Annotated in this window: 38 protein-coding genes and 1 rRNA gene; all 39 read left to right on the top strand. The window is 44.2% G+C overall.

Annotated features, from left to right (window positions below):
* The first annotated feature begins 121 nt into the window (after window positions 1-121).
* Window positions 122-430, top strand: coding sequence for a 30S ribosomal protein S10 (rpsJ, locus tag FQV26_RS18085; protein ID WP_006828927.1), 309 nt, complete (start codon window positions 122-124; stop codon window positions 428-430).
* Window positions 431-478: 48 nt separating this feature from the next.
* On the top strand, window positions 479-1,108 hold the full coding sequence (gene rplC / locus FQV26_RS18090) for a 50S ribosomal protein L3 (protein ID WP_146559453.1): 630 nt from the start codon (window positions 479-481) through the stop codon (window positions 1,106-1,108).
* A gap of 29 nt (window positions 1,109-1,137) precedes the next feature.
* Entirely contained in the window at window positions 1,138-1,761 is a 624-nt protein-coding gene (gene rplD, locus FQV26_RS18095; RefSeq protein ID WP_146559454.1) for a 50S ribosomal protein L4, read from the top strand.
* A complete protein-coding gene (gene rplW, locus FQV26_RS18100; protein WP_006828930.1) occupies window positions 1,761-2,045 on the top strand; it encodes a 50S ribosomal protein L23 in 285 nt (94 codons plus the stop codon). The genes rplD and rplW overlap by 1 nt, the downstream gene beginning before the upstream one ends.
* A gap of 45 nt (window positions 2,046-2,090) precedes the next feature.
* A complete protein-coding gene (gene rplB / locus FQV26_RS18105) occupies window positions 2,091-2,921 on the top strand; it encodes a 50S ribosomal protein L2 (RefSeq protein ID WP_142830547.1) in 831 nt (276 codons plus the stop codon).
* Between the two features lie 60 nt (window positions 2,922-2,981).
* The gene (gene rpsS / locus FQV26_RS18110; RefSeq protein WP_006828932.1) at window positions 2,982-3,260 is read left to right on the top strand and encodes a 30S ribosomal protein S19; all 279 of its coding nucleotides are present in this window, start codon (window positions 2,982-2,984) and stop codon (window positions 3,258-3,260) included.
* 19 nt (window positions 3,261-3,279) lie between these two features.
* On the top strand, window positions 3,280-3,621 hold the full coding sequence (gene rplV / locus FQV26_RS18115) for a 50S ribosomal protein L22 (RefSeq protein WP_006828933.1): 342 nt from the start codon (window positions 3,280-3,282) through the stop codon (window positions 3,619-3,621).
* Between the two features lie 3 nt (window positions 3,622-3,624).
* The gene (rpsC, locus tag FQV26_RS18120) at window positions 3,625-4,281 is read left to right on the top strand and encodes a 30S ribosomal protein S3 (RefSeq protein ID WP_006828934.1); all 657 of its coding nucleotides are present in this window, start codon (window positions 3,625-3,627) and stop codon (window positions 4,279-4,281) included.
* Between the two features lies 1 nt (window position 4,282).
* Entirely contained in the window at window positions 4,283-4,717 is a 435-nt protein-coding gene (rplP, locus tag FQV26_RS18125; protein WP_038701916.1) for a 50S ribosomal protein L16, read from the top strand.
* A complete protein-coding gene (rpmC, locus tag FQV26_RS18130; protein WP_006828936.1) occupies window positions 4,707-4,907 on the top strand; it encodes a 50S ribosomal protein L29 in 201 nt (66 codons plus the stop codon). The genes rplP and rpmC overlap by 11 nt, the downstream gene beginning before the upstream one ends.
* A gap of 24 nt (window positions 4,908-4,931) precedes the next feature.
* A complete protein-coding gene (gene rpsQ, locus FQV26_RS18135) occupies window positions 4,932-5,195 on the top strand; it encodes a 30S ribosomal protein S17 (protein ID WP_008432511.1) in 264 nt (87 codons plus the stop codon).
* A 47-nt stretch (window positions 5,196-5,242) separates the two neighbouring features.
* On the top strand, window positions 5,243-5,611 hold the full coding sequence (rplN, locus tag FQV26_RS18140) for a 50S ribosomal protein L14 (RefSeq protein WP_006828938.1): 369 nt from the start codon (window positions 5,243-5,245) through the stop codon (window positions 5,609-5,611).
* Between the two features lie 35 nt (window positions 5,612-5,646).
* On the top strand, window positions 5,647-5,958 hold the full coding sequence (gene rplX, locus FQV26_RS18145; protein ID WP_008432514.1) for a 50S ribosomal protein L24: 312 nt from the start codon (window positions 5,647-5,649) through the stop codon (window positions 5,956-5,958).
* Between the two features lie 27 nt (window positions 5,959-5,985).
* Complete coding sequence (gene rplE / locus FQV26_RS18150; RefSeq protein ID WP_146559456.1) at window positions 5,986-6,525, top strand: 50S ribosomal protein L5; 540 nt, start codon at window positions 5,986-5,988, stop codon at window positions 6,523-6,525.
* Window positions 6,526-6,544: 19 nt separating this feature from the next.
* The gene (gene rpsN, locus FQV26_RS18155) at window positions 6,545-6,730 is read left to right on the top strand and encodes a 30S ribosomal protein S14 (protein WP_006828941.1); all 186 of its coding nucleotides are present in this window, start codon (window positions 6,545-6,547) and stop codon (window positions 6,728-6,730) included.
* 29 nt (window positions 6,731-6,759) lie between these two features.
* The gene (rpsH, locus tag FQV26_RS18160) at window positions 6,760-7,158 is read left to right on the top strand and encodes a 30S ribosomal protein S8 (RefSeq protein ID WP_006828942.1); all 399 of its coding nucleotides are present in this window, start codon (window positions 6,760-6,762) and stop codon (window positions 7,156-7,158) included.
* A gap of 30 nt (window positions 7,159-7,188) precedes the next feature.
* Window positions 7,189-7,728 (top strand): 50S ribosomal protein L6, encoded by a 540-nt coding sequence (rplF, locus tag FQV26_RS18165; protein WP_146559458.1) that lies wholly within the window; start codon window positions 7,189-7,191, stop codon window positions 7,726-7,728.
* A 33-nt stretch (window positions 7,729-7,761) separates the two neighbouring features.
* Window positions 7,762-8,124, top strand: coding sequence for a 50S ribosomal protein L18 (gene rplR / locus FQV26_RS18170; protein ID WP_146559460.1), 363 nt, complete (start codon window positions 7,762-7,764; stop codon window positions 8,122-8,124).
* Window positions 8,125-8,145: 21 nt separating this feature from the next.
* Complete coding sequence (gene rpsE, locus FQV26_RS18175) at window positions 8,146-8,646, top strand: 30S ribosomal protein S5 (RefSeq protein WP_142830560.1); 501 nt, start codon at window positions 8,146-8,148, stop codon at window positions 8,644-8,646.
* 13 nt (window positions 8,647-8,659) lie between these two features.
* Window positions 8,660-8,842, top strand: coding sequence for a 50S ribosomal protein L30 (gene rpmD, locus FQV26_RS18180; protein WP_058382148.1), 183 nt, complete (start codon window positions 8,660-8,662; stop codon window positions 8,840-8,842).
* A gap of 33 nt (window positions 8,843-8,875) precedes the next feature.
* Window positions 8,876-9,316 carry a 50S ribosomal protein L15 gene (gene rplO / locus FQV26_RS18185; protein ID WP_038701928.1) on the top strand — a complete coding sequence of 147 codons (441 nt, stop codon included), beginning with the start codon at window positions 8,876-8,878 and terminating at the stop codon, window positions 9,314-9,316.
* Window positions 9,316-10,611 carry a preprotein translocase subunit SecY gene (secY, locus tag FQV26_RS18190; RefSeq protein ID WP_146559462.1) on the top strand — a complete coding sequence of 432 codons (1,296 nt, stop codon included), beginning with the start codon at window positions 9,316-9,318 and terminating at the stop codon, window positions 10,609-10,611. The genes rplO and secY overlap by 1 nt, the downstream gene beginning before the upstream one ends.
* A 60-nt stretch (window positions 10,612-10,671) precedes the next feature.
* Entirely contained in the window at window positions 10,672-11,325 is a 654-nt protein-coding gene (locus FQV26_RS18195; protein WP_146559464.1) for an adenylate kinase, read from the top strand.
* A 399-nt stretch (window positions 11,326-11,724) separates the two neighbouring features.
* On the top strand, window positions 11,725-11,943 hold the full coding sequence (gene infA, locus FQV26_RS18200; protein ID WP_006828950.1) for a translation initiation factor IF-1: 219 nt from the start codon (window positions 11,725-11,727) through the stop codon (window positions 11,941-11,943).
* Between the two features lie 37 nt (window positions 11,944-11,980).
* Complete coding sequence (gene rpmJ, locus FQV26_RS18205; RefSeq protein WP_006828951.1) at window positions 11,981-12,094, top strand: 50S ribosomal protein L36; 114 nt, start codon at window positions 11,981-11,983, stop codon at window positions 12,092-12,094.
* 23 nt (window positions 12,095-12,117) lie between these two features.
* Entirely contained in the window at window positions 12,118-12,483 is a 366-nt protein-coding gene (gene rpsM, locus FQV26_RS18210; RefSeq protein ID WP_006828952.1) for a 30S ribosomal protein S13, read from the top strand.
* Window positions 12,484-12,508: 25 nt separating this feature from the next.
* On the top strand, window positions 12,509-12,898 hold the full coding sequence (rpsK, locus tag FQV26_RS18215; protein WP_006828953.1) for a 30S ribosomal protein S11: 390 nt from the start codon (window positions 12,509-12,511) through the stop codon (window positions 12,896-12,898).
* Window positions 12,899-13,028: 130 nt separating this feature from the next.
* Window positions 13,029-13,973 carry a DNA-directed RNA polymerase subunit alpha gene (locus FQV26_RS18220; RefSeq protein WP_146559466.1) on the top strand — a complete coding sequence of 315 codons (945 nt, stop codon included), beginning with the start codon at window positions 13,029-13,031 and terminating at the stop codon, window positions 13,971-13,973.
* 46 nt (window positions 13,974-14,019) lie between these two features.
* Window positions 14,020-14,394 (top strand): 50S ribosomal protein L17, encoded by a 375-nt coding sequence (gene rplQ / locus FQV26_RS18225; RefSeq protein ID WP_008432531.1) that lies wholly within the window; start codon window positions 14,020-14,022, stop codon window positions 14,392-14,394.
* A gap of 283 nt (window positions 14,395-14,677) precedes the next feature.
* Window positions 14,678-15,526, top strand: coding sequence for an energy-coupling factor ABC transporter ATP-binding protein (locus FQV26_RS18230; protein ID WP_146559468.1), 849 nt, complete (start codon window positions 14,678-14,680; stop codon window positions 15,524-15,526).
* Window positions 15,502-16,374 (top strand): energy-coupling factor ABC transporter ATP-binding protein, encoded by an 873-nt coding sequence (locus tag FQV26_RS18235; RefSeq protein WP_146559470.1) that lies wholly within the window; start codon window positions 15,502-15,504, stop codon window positions 16,372-16,374. Before FQV26_RS18230 ends, FQV26_RS18235 begins: the two co-directional genes overlap by 25 nt.
* Complete coding sequence (locus FQV26_RS18240; protein WP_146559472.1) at window positions 16,371-17,168, top strand: energy-coupling factor transporter transmembrane component T family protein; 798 nt, start codon at window positions 16,371-16,373, stop codon at window positions 17,166-17,168. Before FQV26_RS18235 ends, FQV26_RS18240 begins: the two co-directional genes overlap by 4 nt.
* A gap of 11 nt (window positions 17,169-17,179) precedes the next feature.
* Window positions 17,180-17,923: a tRNA pseudouridine(38-40) synthase TruA gene (truA, locus tag FQV26_RS18245; protein ID WP_146559474.1), complete on the top strand. Its 744-nt coding sequence runs from the start codon at window positions 17,180-17,182 to the stop codon at window positions 17,921-17,923.
* Between the two features lie 193 nt (window positions 17,924-18,116).
* The gene (gene rplM / locus FQV26_RS18250; RefSeq protein WP_142830577.1) at window positions 18,117-18,554 is read left to right on the top strand and encodes a 50S ribosomal protein L13; all 438 of its coding nucleotides are present in this window, start codon (window positions 18,117-18,119) and stop codon (window positions 18,552-18,554) included.
* Window positions 18,555-18,584: 30 nt separating this feature from the next.
* Entirely contained in the window at window positions 18,585-18,977 is a 393-nt protein-coding gene (rpsI, locus tag FQV26_RS18255) for a 30S ribosomal protein S9 (RefSeq protein WP_058386707.1), read from the top strand.
* Window positions 18,978-19,090: 113 nt separating this feature from the next.
* Window positions 19,091-19,525, top strand: a complete 435-nt coding sequence (locus FQV26_RS18260; RefSeq protein ID WP_146559476.1) for a VOC family protein — start codon at window positions 19,091-19,093, stop codon at window positions 19,523-19,525.
* Between the two features lie 176 nt (window positions 19,526-19,701).
* On the top strand, window positions 19,702-20,766 hold the full coding sequence (locus FQV26_RS18265; protein ID WP_146559478.1) for an Mrp/NBP35 family ATP-binding protein: 1,065 nt from the start codon (window positions 19,702-19,704) through the stop codon (window positions 20,764-20,766).
* 194 nt (window positions 20,767-20,960) lie between these two features.
* The gene (locus FQV26_RS18270; RefSeq protein ID WP_146559480.1) at window positions 20,961-21,644 is read left to right on the top strand and encodes a KinB-signaling pathway activation protein; all 684 of its coding nucleotides are present in this window, start codon (window positions 20,961-20,963) and stop codon (window positions 21,642-21,644) included.
* Window positions 21,645-22,057: 413 nt separating this feature from the next.
* Window positions 22,058-22,115 (top strand): 16S ribosomal RNA (locus FQV26_RS18275); the annotation flags it as partial.

Below are 22,115 nucleotides of genomic sequence, written 5' to 3' on the forward strand. Positions count from 1 at the left end.
GGTCTTTGACTGCGATGAAGCGAGAGGTTACCGATACACCCGGCCGCTTTGCCATGGCGAGTGATTGGAAAATTTTCGTGGAGAATGTCTATCAAAAAATAGGCGAAAAGGAGGGAAAATAATGGCAAAACAAAAAATTCGTATCCGTTTAAAAGCATATGATCACAGAATTCTTGATCAGTCTGCCGAGAAAATTGTAGAAACCGCTAAACGTTCAGGTGCAAGCGTATCGGGTCCGATACCGTTGCCGACTGAAAGATCGGTCTACACAATCTTGCGTGCTGTCCATAAGTACAAAGATGCTCGTGAGCAATTTGAAATGCGCACACACAAACGTCTAATCGATATCGTTAACCCGACACCACAAACTGTCGATGCGTTAATGAAACTTGATTTACCATCAGGCGTTGACATTGAAATTAAACTTTAATCGGTAAACGAAATAGAAAACATAAATAACCACAGGAGGTGTGACAACATGACCAAAGGAATCTTAGGTAGAAAAATCGGTATGACGCAAGTTTTTGCTGAGAACGGTGATTTAATCCCTGTAACTGTTATTGAAGCTTCTCCAAACGTAGTGCTTCAAAAGAAAACAGTTGAGGTTGACGGCTACGAAGCAATCCAATTAGGTTTTGAAGACAAGCGCGAAAAGCTTTCAAACAAACCTTCTAAAGGACACGTAGCAAAAGCGAACACTGCTCCTAAGCGCTTCATTCGCGAACTTCGCAATGTAAACTTAGCTGATTACGAGATTGGTCAAGAAGTCAAAGTAGATGTATTCGCAGAAGGCGATGTAGTAGATGTCACAGGAACAACAAAAGGTAAAGGTTTCCAAGGTGTTATTAAACGCCACGGACAATCTCGCGGACCAATGTCTCACGGTTCACGTTACCACCGTCGTCCTGGTTCAATGGGTCCGGTTGCTCCTAACCGCGTATTCAAACAGAAGAAATTACCTGGTCAAATGGGTGGCACGACAATTACGATTCAAAACCTTTCAATCGTGAAGGTTGATCTTGAACGTAACCTGCTTCTTGTTAAAGGTAATGTTCCTGGTTCTCGCAAAGCATTGATCCGTGTTAAATCGGCAATTAAAGCGAAATAATAATTTTTTAGAGAAAGGAGGAAACAAGAATGCCTAAAGTAGCTTTATTAAATCAAACAGGTTCACAAGTGGGCGACATCGAATTGAACGACTATGTATTCGGTATCGAGCCAAATGAATCAGTGTTATTTGACGCAGTAGTGTCTCAACGCGCTTCACTTCGTCAAGGTAACCATAAAGTAAAAAACCGTTCTGAAGTAGCTGGTGGTGGTAAAAAACCATGGCGTCAAAAAGGAACTGGACGTGCTCGTCAAGGGTCGATCCGTTCACCACAATGGCGCGGAGGCGGTATCGTATTCGGACCAACTCCACGTAGCTATAGCTACAAACTTCCTAAAAAAGTACGTCGTTTAGCTCTACGTTCTGCACTTTCATCTGCAGTTATCGGAGAAAACTTGATGGTACTTGAAGGGTTGACATTTGATGCACCGAAAACAAAATCTTTCAACCAGTTGATCCAAGATCTTTCAATTGGCAAAAAAGCTTTGTTCGTAACTGCTGACCTTGATGAGAACGTAGCAAAATCTGCACGTAACCTTCACGGTATGACAGTAGTAGCAGCAGATGGTATTAACGTTTTAGACTTGCTTGGACATGACAAGATTGTTATGACAAAAGCAGCGATTGAGAAAATTGAGGAGGTGCTTAGTTAATGGAAGCACGTGATGTAATAAAGCGTCCAGTCATTACTGAGCAATCATCTGAAGTAATGGCAGAGAAAAAGTACACTTTTGAAGTGGACACTCGCGCAAACAAAACCCAAGTTAAACAAGCCGTACAGGAGATCTTTGGCGTGAAAGTTGAGAAAGTCAACATCATGAACTACAAAGGTAAATTCAAGCGTATGGGCAAACATGCAGGATACACAAACAAACGCCGTAAAGCGATTGTTAAATTGACTGCTGAATCTAAAGACATCGAATTGTTCGAAATTTAATTTTTATAAGTTCTTATAGGACTATTAAAGAAGGAGGGAAACAACGTGGGGATAAGAAAATATAAACCTACCACTAACGGTCGTCGTAACATGACGAGTTCAGATTTCGCTGAAATCACAACGAACAAACCTGAAAAATCGCTTTTACGACCTGTAAAGCGCAAGGGCGGCCGTAACAACCAAGGTAAAATAACTGTACGCCACCACGGTGGTGGACATAAACGCCAATACCGTGTTATTGACTTCAAACGTAACAAAGATGGCATTCCAGGACGCGTTGCTACAATTGAGTACGATCCAAACCGTTCTGCAAACATCGCGTTGATTCACTACGCTGATGGTGAGAAACGTTACATCCTCGCTCCTAAAGGAGTCGAAGTTGGAACTCAACTTATGTCAGGTATTGAAGCAGACATCAAGGCAGGTAACGCTTTGCCGTTGTCAAACATCCCAATGGGTTCTACAATCCACAACATCGAATTGAAGCCAGGCGGCGGCGGACAACTAGTTCGTTCTGCAGGAACTTCAGCTCAGGTTTTGGGTAAAGAAGGAAAATACGTAACAGTTCGTTTGCAATCAGGCGAAGTTCGCATGATCCTTGCTACTTGCCGCGCAACTATCGGTGCAGTAGGAAATGAGCAGCACGAATTGATCAACATTGGTAAAGCAGGACGTAACCGCTGGAAGGGTAACCGCCCAACAGTCCGCGGATCTGTAATGAACCCTAACGATCACCCACACGGTGGTGGTGAAGGACGTTCGCCAATCGGACGTAAATCACCAATGTCTCCTTGGGGCAAACCAACTCTTGGGTACAAGACACGTAAGAAAACGAACAAGTCAGATAAATTTATCGTGCGTCGTCGTAAAAAATAATTTGATTCCGCTACGGTTCGCTGAAAGAACCGTGGTGCAATCACGAAGGGAGGATCCCACATGGGCCGCAGCTTGAAAAAAGGACCTTTTGTTGATGATCATCTTATGAAAAAAGTTGAAGCACAAAAGGATTCTGAGAAAAAACAAGTGATCAAAACTTGGTCTCGCCGTTCTACAATTTTCCCGACATTCATCGGACAAACAATCGCAGTATACGATGGTCGTAAACACATCCCTGTATATGTGACTGAAGACATGGTGGGCCATAAACTAGGCGAATTCGCTCCAACACGCAAATACGCTAGTCATGGTGCAGACGATAAGAAAACAAGACGTTAATTGAGAGGAGGATTTCCCCATGCAAGCAAAAGCTGTCGCTAGAACAGTACGTATTGCTCCTCGTAAAGTCCGTTTAGTAGTAGATTTAATCCGAGGCAAGCAAATTGGCGAAGCTGTTGCGATTTTGAACCACACTCCGAAAGCAGCATCTATTGTTGTTGAGAAGTTATTGAAATCTGCAGCTGCTAACGCTGAACACAACTACGAAATGGATCTGAATGACTTGGTCATCAGTGAAGTATTCGTTGACGAAGGTCCAACACTTAAACGTTTCCGTCCACGTGCAATGGGACGCGCAAGCGCAATTAATAAACGCACAAGCCACATCACACTAGTGGTATCTGACAAGAAGGAGGGATAATTCGTGGGACAAAAAATACATCCAATTGGGATGCGTATCGGAATCATTCGTGATTGGGAATCTAAATGGTACGCTGAGAAAGATTATGCGACACTTCTTCACGAAGATATTAAAATCCGTGAATATGTTGAAGCACGTTTGAAAGAAGCTTCAGTTTCTAAAATCGAAATTGAACGCGCTGCAAACCGTGTTAACGTAACTATTCACACAGCGAAACCAGGTATGGTAATTGGTAAAGGTGGATCTGAAGTAGAAGTACTTCGCAAACAGCTTAACTCTATGACTGGCAAGCGTGTACACATCAACATCATTGAAATCAAAAGAGCTGACCTTGATGCAAGATTGGTTGCTGAAAGTGTTGCACGTCAATTGGAAAACCGAGTGTCTTTCCGTCGTGCACAAAAACAAGCGATCCAACGCACAATGCGTTCTGGCGCTAAAGGAATCAAAACTCAAGTATCTGGACGTCTAGGCGGCGCTGACATTGCGCGTGCTGAACACTACAGTGAAGGTACTGTTCCGCTCCATACGCTCCGCGCTGATATTGATTATGCGCATGCTGAAGCAGACACAACTTATGGTAAGCTTGGCGTAAAAGTATGGATCTACCGCGGTGAAGTCCTTCCAACTAAGAAGAAATCTGAGGAAGGAGGCAAATAATATGTTAATGCCTAAACGCGTTAAATATCGTAGAGAGCACCGTGGCAAGATGCGCGGAGAAGCTAAAGGCGGTAAAGAAATCGCATTCGGCGAATTTGGTCTCCAAGCACTAGAATCATCTTGGATCACTAACCGTCAAATCGAAGCAGCACGTATTTCCATGACTCGTTACATGAAACGTGGCGGTAAAGTCTGGATTAAAATATTCCCGCATAAACCATATACGAAAAAGCCTCTAGAGGTACGTATGGGATCTGGTAAAGGTTCACCTGAAGGCTGGGTAGCCGTTGTCAAAACTGGTAAAATCATGTTCGAACTTGGTGGAGTATCTGAAGAAGTGGCACGCGAAGCATTACGCCTTGCATCTCACAAACTTCCAATCAAAACGAAGTTCGTAAAACGCGAAGAAATTGGTGGTGAATCGAATGAAAGCTAATGAAATCCGTGACCTAACCACTGCTGAGATTGAACAAAAAGTGAAATCACTGAAAGAAGAGCTTTTCAACCTTCGCTTCCAATTGGCTACTGGTCAATTAGAAAATACTGCTCGCATCCGCGAAGTACGTAAAGCGATTGCCCGTATGAAAACTGTGATTCACGAAAGAGTACTCAGTGGCAATAACTGATAAATCGAGAGGAGGTTTGCAAGTATGACTGAGCGTAACCAACGCAAAGTATACACAGGCCGTGTTGTGTCTGACAAAATGGACAAAACCGTTACAGTAATGGTTGAAACTCAAAAGAAGCACGCATTCTATGGCAAACGTGTAAAATACTCTAAGAAATATAAAGCTCATGATGAGCTAAACGAAGCGAAAATGGGCGACGTAGTTCGCATCATGGAAACTCGTCCGCTATCAGCTACGAAACGTTTCCGCGTATTGGAAATTGTAGAAAAAGCGGTTATCATTTAATTTAAATAATTTCGGAACCTAAGAAATTCCGGAGGGAGGTTACCTAAGTGATCCAACAGGAAAGTCGTTTAAAAGTTGCAGACAACTCGGGTGCTCGTGAAGTACTAACGATTAAAGTACTTGGTGGTTCTGGTCGCAAGACTGCAAACATCGGAGACGTAATCGTTTGTACCGTGAAAAAAGCAACACCAGGTGGCGTTGTTAAGAAAGGTGAAGTCGTTAAGGCTGTCATCGTTCGCACGAAAAGCGGAGCTCGCCGTAAAGACGGTACTTATATCAAATTTGATGAAAATGCATGTGTCATTATCCGTGACGACAAAGGTCCACGCGGAACTCGTATTTTCGGACCTGTTGCCCGCGAACTTCGCGATAACAGCTTCATGAAAATCGTATCACTTGCTCCTGAAGTTCTTTAATAAATCAATGTGCCATACCAAGGAGGTGCGACAGAATGCATGTTAAAAAAGGCGATACAGTTAAGGTAATCTCAGGCAAAGACAAAGGCAAAACAGGTGTTGTTTTGACTGCTTTACCTAAGAAAGACCGTGTGCTTGTAGAAGGTGTAAACATCGTGAAAAAGCACACAAAACCGAACCAGGCAAACCCACAAGGTGGAATTGTCAGCCAAGAAGCAGCAATTCATGTTTCTAACGTAATGTTACTTGACCCTAAATCCGGCGAGCCGACTCGTGTAGGATATAAGGTTGAAGATGGTAAAAAAGTTCGTGTTGCAAAAAAATCCGGCGAAAAATTAGATAAATAAAATTCCTGAATGAAGGGAGGTACACACATGAACCGCCTAAAAGAAAAATATGTGAATGAAATCACTCCTGCTCTAGTGAGCAAGTTTGAATATAAATCTGTAATGCAGGCACCTGAAGTAAACAAAATCGTCATCAACATGGGTGTAGGCGAAGCTGTTCAAAACACTAAGTCACTTGACTCTGCTGTTGAAGAATTACAAACGATCACTGGTCAAAAACCAGTTATTACTAAAGCTAAGAAATCTATCGCTGGCTTCCGTCTTCGTGAAGGTATGCCTATCGGATGTAAAGTTACACTACGCGGAGAGCGTATGTATGACTTCCTGGATAAATTGATTGCTGTCTCACTTCCACGTGTACGTGACTTCCGTGGCGTATCGAACAAGTCGTTCGACGGACGCAATAACTACACACTTGGTGTGAAAGAACAATTGATCTTCCCTGAAATCGATTATGATAAAGTTTCTAAAGTACGCGGTATGGACATCGTAATTGTAACGACTGCGAACTCTGATGAAGAAGCTCGTGAGTTATTAACACAATTCGGAATGCCGTTCCAAAAGTAAACGTGAGGGAGGCGTAAACGTGGCTAAAAAATCTATGATCGCAAAACAAAAACGCACGCCAAAGTTTAAAGTACAAGAGTACACACGCTGTGAACGATGCGGACGTCCGCATTCGGTATTACGCAAATTTAAACTTTGCCGTATTTGTTTCCGTGAACTTGCATATGTGGGACAAATTCCTGGCGTCAAAAAAGCCAGCTGGTAATCCCCTAATTTGGGAAGGAGGTAAAAGTAATGACAATGACAGATCCGATTGCAGATATGCTGACACGCATTCGTAACGCAAACATGGTTCGTCACGAGAAATTAGAGCTTCCGGCTTCTAATGTGAAAAAAGACATCGCTGAAATCCTTAAGCGTGAAGGTTTCGTTCGTGACGTAGAATATGTTGAAGATGATAAACAAGGCATGATCCGGATTTTCCTTAAATACGGAGCTAACAACGAACGCGTTATTACTGGATTGAAACGCATTTCAAAACCAGGACTACGTGTATACGCTAAAACTAACGAGGTGCCACGTGTACTAAACGGTCTTGGAATCGCTTTAGTCTCAACATCACAAGGTTTGGTAACTGATAAAGAAGCCCGCGCGAAACAAATCGGCGGAGAAATCATAGCATACGTTTGGTAATAAGCAACAAACGAATGGAGGTGCAACAGAATGTCACGTGTAGGTAAAAAACCAATCGAGGTTCCTGCTAACGTTACCGTAACTCTTGGAGACAAGAACACCGTAACTGTTAAAGGTCCTCAAGGCGAGTTGACTCGCACATTTAACCAAGATATTACAATCACGCAAGAAGATAACGTGCTAACATTGACACGTCCTTCAGATTCTAAAGATCACCGCACAAACCACGGTACAACTCGTGCTTTGCTTGCGAACATGGTCACTGGAGTTTCAGAAGGATTCCAACGTACACTTGAATTAGTAGGTGTTGGTTACCGTGCTCAATTGCAAGGACAAAAATTGGTTCTTAACGTTGGTTACTCTCACCCGGTTGAATTCACACCGGAAGAAGGAATCACAGTTGAAGTCCCAGCTAACACTAAAGTCGTTGTTAAAGGCATCGATAAAGAACGTGTTGGAGCTCTTGCTTCGAACATCCGTCAAGTACGTCCACCAGAGCCGTATAAAGGTAAAGGTATTCGTTACGAAGGAGAAGCAGTTCGTCGCAAAGAAGGTAAAACAGGTAAATAATGCTGCTTAGGCAGGCTGAAAGGAGTGACCTCAGTGATTACGAAACTCGATAAAAACGCATCTCGTAAAAAACGTCATGCACGCGTACGTTCTAAAATTACAGGCACAGCACAACGCCCACGTTTAAACGTATTCCGTTCAAATAAATATATTTACGCTCAATTGATCGACGATGTTAATGGCGTTACACTTGCAAGTGCATCATCTATGGAGAAGGATTTCTCAGTAGAATCAACTGGCAATGTGGAAGCGGCAGCTAAAGTCGGCGAAACAATCGCAAAACGCGCTACTGAAAACGGCTTAAAATCGGTTGTTTTCGACCGCGGTGGTTATTTATATCATGGACGCGTAAAAGCATTAGCTGAAGCTGCACGCGAAAATGGTTTACAATTTTAAAAAGAAGGAGGGACACATTTCATGAGTCGTATTGATCCAAACAAACTTGAACTTGAAGAACGCGTAGTTACAATCAATCGCGTAGCTAAAGTTGTAAAAGGTGGACGTCGTTTCCGTTTCTCCGCTTTAGTTGTTGTAGGCGACAGAAATGGTAATGTTGGTTTTGGTACTGGTAAAGCTCAAGAAGTTCCAGATGCTATCCGCAAAGCCATCGAAGATGCGAAGAAAAACCTTATTGAAGTACCAATGGTTAAAGGTACAACTCCACACTTAGTAATCGGCCGTTTTGGTGCAGGCCAAATCCTTATCAAACCTGCTTCTCCGGGTACTGGTGTAATTGCTGGCGGACCTGTTCGTGCGGTACTTGAATTAGCTGGGGTACAAGATATTTTATCTAAATCTCTAGGTTCAAGCACACCAATCAACATGGTACGTGCAACTATTAACGGTTTAACTCAATTGAAAAGTGCTGATGAAGTTGCAAAACTTCGCGGTAAATCAATAGAAGAACTGTTAGGATAGGAGGGAAAATCACATGGCAACTAAATTGGAAATTACCCTCACAAAATCAGTGATTGGTTCTAAACCGACACAACGCAAAACTGTTCAGTCATTGGGATTGCGCAAAATGCACCAAACAGTTGAGCACCAAGACAATGCAGCCGTTCGCGGAATGCTTGATAAAGTCGCTCACTTAGTAACTATCAAAGAAGTTTAATTACGGATTTCTATAGAAGGAGGTGCCAACCAAATGAAACTTCATGAATTAAAACCGGCAGAAGGTTCACGCAGCTCAAGAAAGCGTATCGGACGCGGTATCGGTTCAGGTACTGGTAAAACAGCAGGTAAAGGTCATAAAGGTCAAAACGCACGTTCAGGCGGCGGTGTTCGTCCTGGATTCGAAGGTGGTCAAAATCCTTTGTTCCGTCGTTTGCCAAAACGTGGATTTACCAACATTAACCGTAAAGACTATGCAGTCGTAAACATTGAAGTGCTTAACCGTTTCGACGAAGGCACAGAAGTAACACCTGCATTGTTGATTGAAACAGGTGTTGTGAGCAACGAACGTTCTGGAATCAAAATTCTCGGCAATGGTAGCTTAGAAAAGAAATTGACAGTAAAAGCTCACAAATTCTCTGGATCAGCTAAAGAAGCGATTGAAGCTGCCGGCGGACAAACCGAGGTGGTTTAATGTTTCAGACAATCTCTAATTTTATGCGCGTGACTGATATTCGAAATAAAATATTCTTTACATTACTGATGCTCATCATTTTCCGTATTGGAACTTTTGTTCCAGTACCGAATGTTGACGCTTCGGTTTTGCAAGCTACTGACCAGATGGGTCTGGTTGGATTCTTAAATACTTTCGGTGGAGGCGCCCTTGCTAACTTTTCGATTTTAGCGATGGGAATTATGCCTTACATTACAGCATCGATCATCGTGCAATTATTGCAGATGGATGTTGTACCGAAATTTGCAGAGTGGGCGAAACAAGGTGAAGTCGGAAGACGGAAACTTGCTCAATTCACTCGCTACTTCACAATCGTTCTTGCCTTTATTCAAGCAATCGGTATGTCTTACGGATTTAACCAAATGTACGGCGGTTCTTTAATCCAGAACGACACGGTTTCAACTTATGTTGTCATCGCCATTGTATTGACTGCGGGTACGGCGTTTCTACTGTGGCTTGGTGAGCAGATTACGGCAAAAGGTGTGGGGAACGGTATTTCGATTATCATCTTCGCAGGGATTGTCGCTGCAATACCAGGCGCTATCAATCAATTATATGCACAGCAGATCCAAGGAGCTGGAGATCAGCTTCCGATCAATATTGCCATCATGGCATTGCTTGCATTAGCTGTTGTTGCCATTACCGTATTGGTCATTTACGTTCAACAAGCGTTGCGTAAAATACCGATTCAGTATGCGAAGCGAGTTGCTGGCCGTGGCCAGACGACAAGCGGGCAGCAAACGCATTTACCTTTGAAAGTGAACGCGGCTGGAGTTATCCCGGTAATCTTTGCAGTAGCGTTTATCATTACGCCACAAACCATTGCTTCTTTCTTTGGTGCCAACGCGTTTACAGAAGCGATTCAGAATACGTTTGATTATACGCGTCCTGTCGGCATGATCATTTATGTCGCTCTGATCGTAGCATTCACGTACTTCTACGCATTTATTCAGGTTAACCCTGAAAACGTGTCGGATAACCTGAAAAAGCAAGGCGCATATATTCCGGGAATCCGTCCGGGTAAAAATACACAGGATTATTTAACAAGCGTGTTATACCGATTGACCTTCGTCGGTGCGATCTTCCTGGCAGTCATTGCTATTCTTCCAATTTTCTTCATCAACATTGCGAATTTACCGCAATCGGCGCAAATCGGTGGAACAAGTCTTTTGATTGTTGTTGGGGTAGCACTTGAGACGATGAAGCAATTGGAATCTCAGCTTGTAAAACGTCATTATAAAGGCTTTATGAAATAATCAGTGGGATTAAAGGGACGTGAGAACGTCTCTTGTCCAATTGTTTGAGGGGGAAAACGTATGAATATCGTATTAATGGGTCTACCAGGTGCCGGAAAAGGTACTCAAGCAGACGAAATTGTTAAGAAGTACGACATCCCTCATATTTCTACAGGTGACATGTTCCGAGCTGCTATAAAAGGTGGAACGGAACTGGGCTTGAAAGCAAAATCATTCATGGATCAAGGTGCTCTAGTGCCTGATGAAGTGACAATCGGCATTGTCCGCGAACGACTAAGCGAAGAGGATTGTGAAAAAGGCTTCTTATTAGATGGCTTTCCACGTACAGTCCCTCAAGCTGAAGCGTTGGAATCTCTTCTGGCCGATCTTGATAAGCGAATCGAGCATGTCGTAAATATCCAAGTTGAACAAGACGAATTAATTGCACGTTTAACAGGCCGATGGATCTGTAAAGTTTGTGGAACTGCTTACCATACCGTGTTTAACCCACCAGCAACAGCTGGAGTGTGTGACAAAGATGGTGGAGAACTCTACCAGCGTGAAGATGATAAGCCTGAAACCGTCACTAAGCGTTTAGAAGTAAATATGCAACAAACACAGCCGCTTCTTGATTTCTATGAAAGCAAAAACGTGCTGACAAATATAGATGGACAGCAGGACATCCAAAAAGTATTTGCTGACATTGATGCTCTTCTAAAGGGCGACCGAGGATAATCCCCGGCGCCGGGCGCAGTTAGTTGCCTCCATGTGGCTTTAAGGAGCACCGGAGATATGAATTTTCGAGAGCTGCAAAAGCAAACAAGGCTCAGGATACGAAAGTTGATGCAGAATGCACTTTAGTGCAATTGCGCATCGAAACTAGTATAATGGGTTTCGTGGAAGCATCTGTGTAACGGGTTTGGAACTCATCCAAAGCAGTCCGGGCAGTCGAGGATACATGAGACAGACTGGCTTTGCCGGATTAACCCCGGCCCGCTGAATGGCGGGACTCGGAGAATGTCTTTCGAATGTCACTCATGCATTTCTTGTGAATGAATGTACTACTACTATTCAATCAGCAAATACTGTTTGAAGATGAGAACCTGATTTGTATACAGAAGGGAGACTGGGTCGATGGCGAAAGACGATGTAATTGAAATCGAAGGAACTGTCGTTGAGACTTTGCCTAACGCGATGTTTAAAGTGGAATTGGAAAACGGCCATACGATTCTTGCGCACGTATCAGGCAAGATTCGTATGCATTTCATCCGCATTCTGCCAGGAGATAAAGTGACAGTGGAACTTTCTCCTTATGATTTAACACGCGGTCGTATCACATACCGTTTTAAATAATCTTTTGCACTCCGGACTACTAAGGAGGTTGGGTTAGATGAAAGTGAGACCATCTGTAAAACCGATCTGCGAAAAATGTAAAGTTATTCGCAGAAACGGTAAAGTAATGGTAATCTGTGAAAATCCGAAACACAAACAAAGACAAGGCTAATTTGAAGGAGGTGCATCGCACACATGGCACGTATTGCTGGTGTTGACATTCCGCGCGACAAACGCGTTGTTATTTCATTAACATACATTTTCGGTGTTGGTAAAACAACTGCACAGAAAGTTCTTTCTGCTGCTGGTATCTCTGAAGAGACACGCGTTCGTGATCTTACAGAAGACGAGTTGAACAATATCCGTGAACAATTGGATCAATATAAAATTGAAGGTGACCTTCGCCGTGAAGTTTCAATGAACATCAAACGTTTGATGGAAATTGCTAGCTTCAGAGGGATCCGTCATCGTCGTGGACTACCGGTCCGCGGTCAAAATACGAAGAACAATGCGCGTACGCGTAAAGGTCCTCGTAAAACTGTAGCTAACAAGAAAAAATAATCAGTAAAGGAGGTTTCTTCTTAACATGGCACGTAAACAACAAACTCGTAAGCGTCGTGTGAAAAAGAATATCGAATCTGGTATTGCTCACATCCGCTCAACATTCAATAACACAATCGTTACTATCACTGACATGCAGGGTAACGCTGTTTCATGGTCAAGTGCAGGAGCTCTAGGATTTAGAGGTTCACGTAAATCTACTCCTTTCGCTGCGCAAATGGCTGCTGAAACTGCTGCTAAAACATCAATCGAACACGGTCTTAAAACTCTAGAAGTTACAGTTAAAGGTCCTGGTTCAGGTCGTGAAGCTGCTATCCGTGCACTTCAAGCTGCCGGACTAGAAGTTACAGCTATCAAAGATGTAACTCCAGTACCTCACAACGGTTGCCGTCCGCCAAAACGCCGTCGCGTATAATCGTTAATCTGAATGGGATTTTTGAACATCACGACTTACTGGATGGGTTCTGAATCGTAGCGAAAGTCTGTGACTATCGAATTCTTGATGAAGCGAAAAAAAACCGACGTTTTGAAGGAGGGTAAACTGAATGCTCGAAATAGAAAAACCAAAGATTGAAACGGTTGAGATCGACAGCAATTCCAAGTTTGGAAAATTTGTTGTTGAACCCCTTGAGCGTGGATATGGAACCACTTTAGGAAACTCCTTACGTCGAATCTTACTTTCATCTTTACCTGGCGCAGCTGTTACTTCAATTCAAATTGATGGCGTTCTGCACGAATTCTCCACTGTTGAAGGTGTTGAAGAAGATGTAGCAACCATTATTTTGAATATTAAGAAGCTGGCTTTGAAGATTTACTCTGACGAAGAAAAAGTCATTGAAATTGACGTAAAAGGTGATGGAACGGTTACGGCTGCAGATATCACGCACGACAGTGACGTGGAAATTCTGAATCCGGATCTATATATTGCAACAATCGCTAAAAACGGTCACCTGCGTATGCGCATGTATGCGAACAGAGGCCGTGGATATGCCCGTGCAGATCAGAACAAACGTGAAGATCTTCCAATTGGCGTTATTCCGATTGACTCTATTTACACTCCAGTTTCACGCGTTAATTTCCAAGTGGAAAACACTCGTGTGGGTCAACTGGCTCATTTCGACAAATTATCTCTTGATGTATGGACAGATGGCAGCATTGGTCCAAAAGAGGCAATTGCGCTTGGCGCAAAGATTTTTACTGAGCATTTAAATATCTTCGTGGGATTAACAGATGAGGCACAAACTGCTGAAATCATGGTTGAAAAAGAAGAAGACCAAAAAGAAAAAGTATTAGAGATGACTATCGAAGAACTTGATCTTTCGGTTCGATCTTACAACTGCTTAAAACGTGCGGGTATCAACACGGTACACGAACTGGCAAGCAAGTCGGAAGACGACATGATGAAAGTACGCAACCTCGGACGCAAATCACTTGAAGAAGTTAAAGTGAAGTTGGAAGATTTAGGGCTTGGCCTTCGTAAAGAAGACTGAGTGTTGAGATCGGATCCGAACTATTCAACAAAGGAGGGAAACTTCAATGAGAAAGCTTCAACGTACAAGTTCTCAACGTAAAGCACTATTACGTGACCTTACAACAGACTTAATCGTACATGAACGCATTCAAACGACTGAAGCTCGTGCGAAAGAAGTGCGTTCGACTGTAGAAAAAATGATTACGCTTGGTAAACGTGGAGATCTTCACGCTCGCCGTAAAGCAGCAGCATGGATGCGCCGTGAGTTGGTAACAACTGCAGACGCTGAAGGCAACGAAACAACAACTTATGCTTTGCAAAAATTGTTTGATGATGTTGCACCACGTTACGCTGACCGTCAAGGCGGTTACACTCGCATTATGAAAATGGGGCCTCGTCGCGGAGATGGCGCACCTATCGTTATTATCGAATTGGTTTAATCAATCGAAGGGGGTTTATAGCCCTCTTCTTTTAGCATTATGATTTATACGACAATATGAAAAGCTGAGTGTTATGATGAGCGAGCCGAAAGGCGGCGTCTCGTCTAGCTCTACGCACCTCATTCAACCCTGGCTTAAGCAACCGGGGAAGCCATAGAGACAGAAAAGCGCATTTCTCTGAATGAGGTGCGCGCTTTTTTTATTTATTTTCCGTTTTACAAAAGCCGTTGAAAACCAGTAGAGTAGAGAAGAGCTAAGCAAGTGTAAGAGGAGGTCAGCTGAGATGAATTCGATTATTATGTCATTCGAAAATGTGACATTTACATATACGCCAGAAGACGAGTCGGTAAAATCGGCCGTGCAGGATTTATCCTTTTCAATTCAAGACGGGGAATGGATTGCCTTAGTGGGCCATAACGGTTCAGGAAAGTCGACCATTGCCAAATTGATGAATGGTTTGCTGTTTCCACAAACGGGCAAGGTAATAGCCATGAGCAAATTGATGGCTGAAGATAGCCTATGGGATATCCGGTCGCAAATGGGCATGGTCTTCCAAAATCCGGACAACCAGTTTGTGGGAGCGACGGTTCAGGACGATGTGGCCTTTGCGCTGGAAAACAATGGCGTGCCGCATGAAGAAATGGTGCTGCGTGTCAAGGAATCACTGCATCAGGTCAAAATGGATGCTTATCTCGACCATGAACCTCACCATTTGTCTGGTGGTCAAAAACAGCGTGTGGCGATAGCGGGTGCTCTCGCATTGCGTCCGCGGCTGTTGATTTTGGATGAAGCAACATCTATGCTCGATCCGCAAGGCCGCATGGAAGTCATTGAAACCATTCGTGAACTCCGGGAAGCAACAGGCCTAACGGTGATCTCAATTACGCATGATTTGGAAGAAGCCGCGTTAGCTGATCGCATCCTTGTGATGAATGCAGGCCAGAAGCAACTGGAAGGGACGCCGGAAGCTGTTTTTCTTTCCGGCAATGAACTGACGACTTTGGGCTTGGACTTGCCGTTTTCGATGCGCATGACGCATTTGCTGCGGGAAGCTGGAATCAAGCTTCAAGGGGAACATATGACAGAAGATGAATTGGTGGATGAACTATGGACATTTTACTCCGGGAAGTAGGATACAGTTACGCAAAAGATACGCCATTTGAAAAACGGGCGTTGACCAATGTGTCACTGCACATCCCTTCCGGTTCCTATACGGCAATCATTGGCCATACGGGCTCCGGAAAATCAACGGTCCTTCAGCACCTGAATGCCCTGTTAAAGCCGACAGAAGGGTCTGTCACGATCGGTGATCGGAAAATTGAAGCAGGCGTGAAGGCCAAGAATTTGCGTGATGTCAGGCGCCAGGTCGGCATCGTTTTTCAATTTCCGGAACAGCAATTATTTGATGAGACAGTTTTAAAGGATATTATGTTCGGACCTATGAATTACGGGGTTTCTGAAGACGAAGCGAGCCGCCGTGCGCATGAACTGGTTGAGCAGCTCGGCTTGCCTTCAGAGGTATTGGCGAAGTCTCCTTTCGATCTGTCCGGCGGGCAGATGCGCCGTGTGGCAATCGCTGGTGTGCTGGCGATGGAACCGGATGTATTGGTGCTGGATGAACCGACGGCTGGGCTTGATCCGCGCGGCCGCCGCGAAATTATGGATTTGTTCCATCAGCTGCACATCCAGAAAGGGCTGACGACCGTGCTGGTGACTCACAGCATGGAAGACGCGGCGCGTTACGCGGACAATGTCGCCATTATGCATAATGGCCGTTGCGTGGTGACGGGCGAGCCTGCGGAGATTTTTTCAAATGAGGAACAGTTGAGAGACTACCGCCTGGAGCCGCCGCGGACAATCCGCTTGCAGCAGAAGTTCGAGGATAAAACGGGCGTCAAGCTTGATGCCATTTCATTGACGGAAGAGGCATTGGCGAAAAACATTGCACTGGCTCTATCGGAAGGACGTGATTCCGAATGATGGAGAAAATGATTTTTGGCCGATTTATTCCTGGCAATTCCATCATCCACCGAATGGATCCGCGAGCGAAGATTTTGTTTGTGTTCTTTTTTATTGCCATCGTTTTTATCGCCAATAGCGCAGTGACGTATGGTATTTTGCTGGGATTCACGTTATTGGTGGTATTTCTTTCTAAAATCCGTTTGTATTTTTTGATAAATGGACTGAAACCGGTCTTTATCTTGTTGATATTTACCTTTTTACTGCATATTTTCTTTACGCGGGAAGGCGATTTATTAGTGAATTTTGGTTTCATTGAAATATATGAAGAAGGATTGCGGCAAGGGATATTCATCTCGATCCGTTTCCTGGTATTGGTGTTTATCACCAGCATCCTGACATTGACGACTTCCCCAATTTCCATCACGGATGGCATAGAAGTGCTGCTTGGACCATTCAAGCGCGTCAAGCTGCCGGTTCATGAGCTTGCCCTGATGATGTCCATTTCTTTGCGATTTATTCCTACCTTAATGGATGAGACCGGAAAGATCCTCAAGGCGCAGATGGCCAGAGGCTCAGACATCGGCTCAGGACCTATGAAAGAGCGCATCAAGGCAGTTGTGCCCTTACTGATCCCGTTGTTCGTCAGTGCCTTTAAACGGGCGGAGGACTTGGCTACAGCAATGGAAGTCCGCGGTTACCGGGGAGGCGAAGGCAGAACACGATACCGTCAATTAGCTTGGCGTTTTGTGGACAGCCTGAGCATCCTGGTTCTTGCTGGGCTTGCGGGAATGCTTTGGTATTTCCGGATATAAGGAGAGAAATTATGAAACGACTAAAAGCAACAATCGCCTATGACGGTTCCGGTTTTGCAGGCTATCAAGTGCAGCCGGATTCCCGTACAGTTCAACTTGAGTTAATGAATGTCTTAAAAACCATCCACAAAGGCAAAGTCACCCAAGTGGTAGCGAGTGGACGGACAGATGCTAAAGTCCATGCTACAGGGCAAGTCATACACTTTGATACGGAATTTTCCATCCCTATGGGCGGCTGGCTGAAGGCTCTGAACGTGCTGTTACCGGAAGACATCCGGGTCAACTCGATTGAAGAAGTGGATGCTTCATTTCATGCGCGCTACCATACGACAGGCAAGGCGTATCGCTACAAATGGGACCGCAGCCAGATCATCAGTCCGTTTACACGCAATTATATGGTCCATGTCAAGCAGCCACTTGATGTGGAAGCTATGAGAACGGCTGCGCAGGCTTTGGTCGGCACCCACGATTTCTCCAGCTTTTGTGCAGCGAATACAGCGGTGGTCGATAAAGTGCGGACGGTTTGGCGTGTGGACTTTGAAGAACACGGCAATGAATTGCATATGGTCATTGAAGGTTCCGGATTTTTATACAATATGGTCCGCATCATTGCGGGAACATTAACAGAAGTCGGCATCGGCAAACGAAAGGCCGAAGAGCTCGGCAGAATTGTGGCTGCAGCTGACCGGGATGCTGCAGGAAAAACAGCGGCGGCACACGGTCTTTACCTGGAAAACGTGATGTACAGGAGCTGAAGCAACTTTTCCTGGTGTTTTTAGAAAAACGCTTGACTTTTCAGCGCTGGCGTTATAACATGATGTATGGTATTTTCATTACCCCCACGATATGCCCCGGAAGGTTATTTGTGTTTAGGGATAACGAAAAAACGGAACAGCGGAACACTGTAAAAGAATTCAAAACAGACGATTTATTAGGAGGACAATATACATGCGTACAACATTCATGGCTAAAGGTCACGAAGTAGAGCGTAAATGGTTGGTTGTCGATGCAGAAGGGCAAACTCTTGGACGTTTAGCTTCTGAAGTCGCTTCAATCCTACGCGGGAAATATAAACCAACATTCACACCAAACGTTGACACTGGTGATCACGTAATCATCATCAACGCTGAAAAGATTCACCTTACAGGCAAAAAGCTTACGGACAAAATCTACTACCGCCACACACAATACAGCGGTGGATTGAAACAGCGTACTGCACTTGAAATGCGTACAAAATACCCAACTAAAATGCTTGAATTGGCTATTAAAGGGATGCTTCCAAAGAACTCTCTAGGACGTCAAATGTTCAGAAAGCTGCATGTTTATGCTGGCCCAGAACATAACCACCAAGCACAAACACCAGAAAACTACCAACTTCGCGGATAATACATTAGTAAATTAGAGGAGGATACACCTTTGGCACAAGTTCAATATATTGGGACAGGTCGTCGTAAAAACTCAACAGCTCGCGTACGGTTAGTACCGGGTGACGGCACAATTACAATCAACAAACGTGACGTAGCGGACTACGTTCCTTACGAAACATTACAACAAATCATCAAACAGCCACTAGTTGCTACGGATACTCTAGGAAGCTACGACATCCTTGTAAACGTAAACGGCGGTGGATTCACAGGCCAGGCCGGAGCAATCCGTCACGGTATTGCACGCGCTCTACTTACTGTAGACCCTGCATTCCGTCCTGCGTTGAAATCTGCTGGGTTGTTAACACGTGACCCACGTATGAAAGAGCGTAAGAAACCAGGTCTTAAATCAGCACGTCGTGCACCTCAGTTCTCAAAACGTTAATTTCGATTTGCGTTTACAAAGCACTTTCCGAAGAAATTCGGAGAGTGCTTTTTTGTGTTCATTTAGAAACTTGAACAAGTAAAATAGAAGAAACTAGAGGAGGTGAGATAGAGATGAACCGGATTAATTTAATTTGCCTGGGTGTGAAAAACATGAAGACATCTATACAGTTTTACAGAGATGGACTCGGCTTTCAAACAGCGGAAAAAGGGGACAATCCTGAAATTGTGTTTTTTAATTCCTCGGGTACGAAACTGGAACTGTATCCATTGGAAAAATTGGCGGAAGATATCGATGAGGCAAACCCGCCGAGCGGCAGCGGATTCTCAGGCATCACTTTGGCATATAATGCGAAGTCCAAGGGAGAGGTAGACGAAGTAATAGGCCTTGCGATAGCAGCTGGAGGGAAAATCGTCAAAGAACCTCAAGATGTTTTCTGGGGAGGCTATTCGGGGTACTTCACAGATCCTGACGGCTACTACTGGGAAGTGGCATGGGGGCCAGACTTTACGTTCGATGAAAACGATATGCTGAAACTGGATTCCTAAATTAGGTTCTGTGTCACTCCGACTATTCTATTGAAGAAAAGCCACTTCGCCGGTTCGCTTATTCTTGCTAGAGGTAAGTGGCTTTTTTCATTTTTCTTATAAGACCGAATTGATTAAAAATAAGATTTGCTGTGCTATACTTTATGGTGAGCAAAACTGATGGGGAGTGTATCGATATGTTAACTGAAGTGCAAGTGCGCGAATTACTCGGAACATTAGAAGATCCGTTTTTACATAGATCGTTGACTGAAACAAACGGCATCACGTCCGTGACGATCAAAGAAGAGAAAAATCACGTTAGTGTGAAATTGGCGATTGCCAAAACCAATACACCTGAACAAATGCAGCTTCAGATGAAAGTCGTTGATGTATTAAAAGGAGCGGGAGCGGGTTCTGTCGGCATCCGTTTTGAAGAACTTCCTCCTGAAGCGTTGGCACAGTTCCGTGGAACAGCAAACGAATCAGAAGCACAGGATTTATTGTCTCCACTCAACAAAGTCGAATTTATTTCCATTGCCAGTGGTAAAGGCGGCGTCGGTAAATCAACAGTGTCGGTTAACCTGGCAATTGCATTAGCACGCCTCGGCAAAAAAGTAGGATTAATTGATGCAGATATCTACGGATTCAGCGTGCCGGATATGATGGGTATCGACAAATCGCCGGTAGTCCGCGGTGAAACGATCATTCCGGTTGAGCGGTTTGGCGTGAAAGTCATCTCGATGGGCTTTTTCGTAGAGGACAATATGCCGGTCGTTTGGCGTGGTCCGATGCTCGGCAAAGTGCTTGACCAGTTCTTCCGCGATGTAGAGTGGGGAGATTTGGATTACCTTCTATTGGATCTGCCGCCTGGCACAGGGGACGTTGCACTCGACATCCACCAAATGCTTCCGGCTTCCAAAGAAATCGTCATCACGACGCCTCACCCGACGGCAGCATTCGTCGCGGCGCGTGCCGGAGCGATGGCACTTCAAACTGACCACGAAGTCTTAGGAGTTATCGAAAACATGTCGTGGTTCGAAAGCAAAGAGACCGGCAAGAGAGAATACCTATTCGGACAAGGCGGCGGACCGAAACTTGCAGAAGAATTGCAGACACCGCTGCTTGGACAGATTCCGATGGGGCAGCCTGATTGGAACGAAGAAGATTTCGCTCCGTCTGTTTACTTGGAAGACCACCCCACAGGAAAAATTTACGAAGATATTGCGAAGCAAGTGCTTAAACAATTCGCTGATAAAAAATAAATACTTGAGCAGTCCGGAAGCCTTAACTGGCTTTCGGACTTTTATTTTTGCCGAATCCTTAAAAGGATATGGCGATTCAGTAACAAAGCTTCGACTTTCAATGTTTGTTCACAATCAATTGCAGGTGGTGAATGGATTTTTCAATAGGCGGTTGGTACAATCTTAAAAGGACTTTAAATAACGGAGGCATTCAATTGACAATACGAAATTGGGTTAAGTTTTTCTTAAAAGCTCTTTTGCTTGGTGGAGCGGTGACCGGAGTGCTCGGCTTATTCATCCGGTGGGACGATGTATTTTCACAACCGTTTAACGCAGGGCAATGGGGAGAGTTTCTGGCAGGATTTGTCTGGCTGGTCATTATCGGTCTGACGATGAGTATCATTAGTCAATTGTGTTTCTTTGCTTACTTGACGGTGCATCAAATAGGAATGAATATTTTCCGGACATTGCGGTTATGGAATTGGATTCAGCTATTGATCATCGTGGTGGTTATTACAGATTTAGTTTTATTCCGTTTTGCACCAAACGCAGAAACAACGGAACAAGTTTGGCTATATGGAATCCTATTGGCTATTCTGATCGTGACAGCGCTTGTGACAGCTTACTTTAAAGCGAAGTGGACGAATAAAGAAACCTTTATATCTGCTTTGTTCTTTATGATTGTTATTACTACCGTAGAATGGCTTCCTGCCTTGATGGTGGAAGAAGGAAATATCGACAGTTGGGTTACATTGCTGCTATTTCCGTTCTTAGCAGTAAATGCCTATCAATTGCTGGTATTGCCGAAATACAATGCCCAATCGGATGTTGACCGCCAAAAGCTGGAAGAGCGGCGCGCAGCAAGAAAAGCGCGAGCGCAGACAGTTTCTAAAAAATAAAATCATTCATCCGTTGATTTTCTTGCTGCGGATGAATGATTTTTTTGTTTTTGTATAGTTTGTTGATTTTGAGGAGAACCCATGTGGCTCTAAGTGCGAAGGTGAATGGTTCGGGTTTGGAAAAGAAGACTACAGAAGGAAAATAAGAGTTTTATTAAAAACTTTCGCGAAAGTGTTGACAGGAATATAAACATGCTTTAATATAATAAAAGTCGCCAAGCAACAACGAACAACATAAACGAAACGGCGGCACACCAACTGAACCTTGAAAACTGAACAGCAAAACGTCAACAAACAGCAACGGCCGCGCAAACGGCCCGCGCAAACCTACTGATCAGTGCAAACAGATCAAAGCGAATCGCGCGTCTTCGGACGGCGATACGCCAGCAAGTATTTGAGCAATCAACTACTCTATAATGGAGAGTTTGATCCTGGCTCAGGACGAACGCTGGCGGCGTGCCTAATACATGC

This window comes from Planococcus sp. CPCC 101016 (assembly GCF_007859295.1).
GTDB lineage: Bacteria > Bacillota > Bacilli > Bacillales_A > Planococcaceae > Planococcus.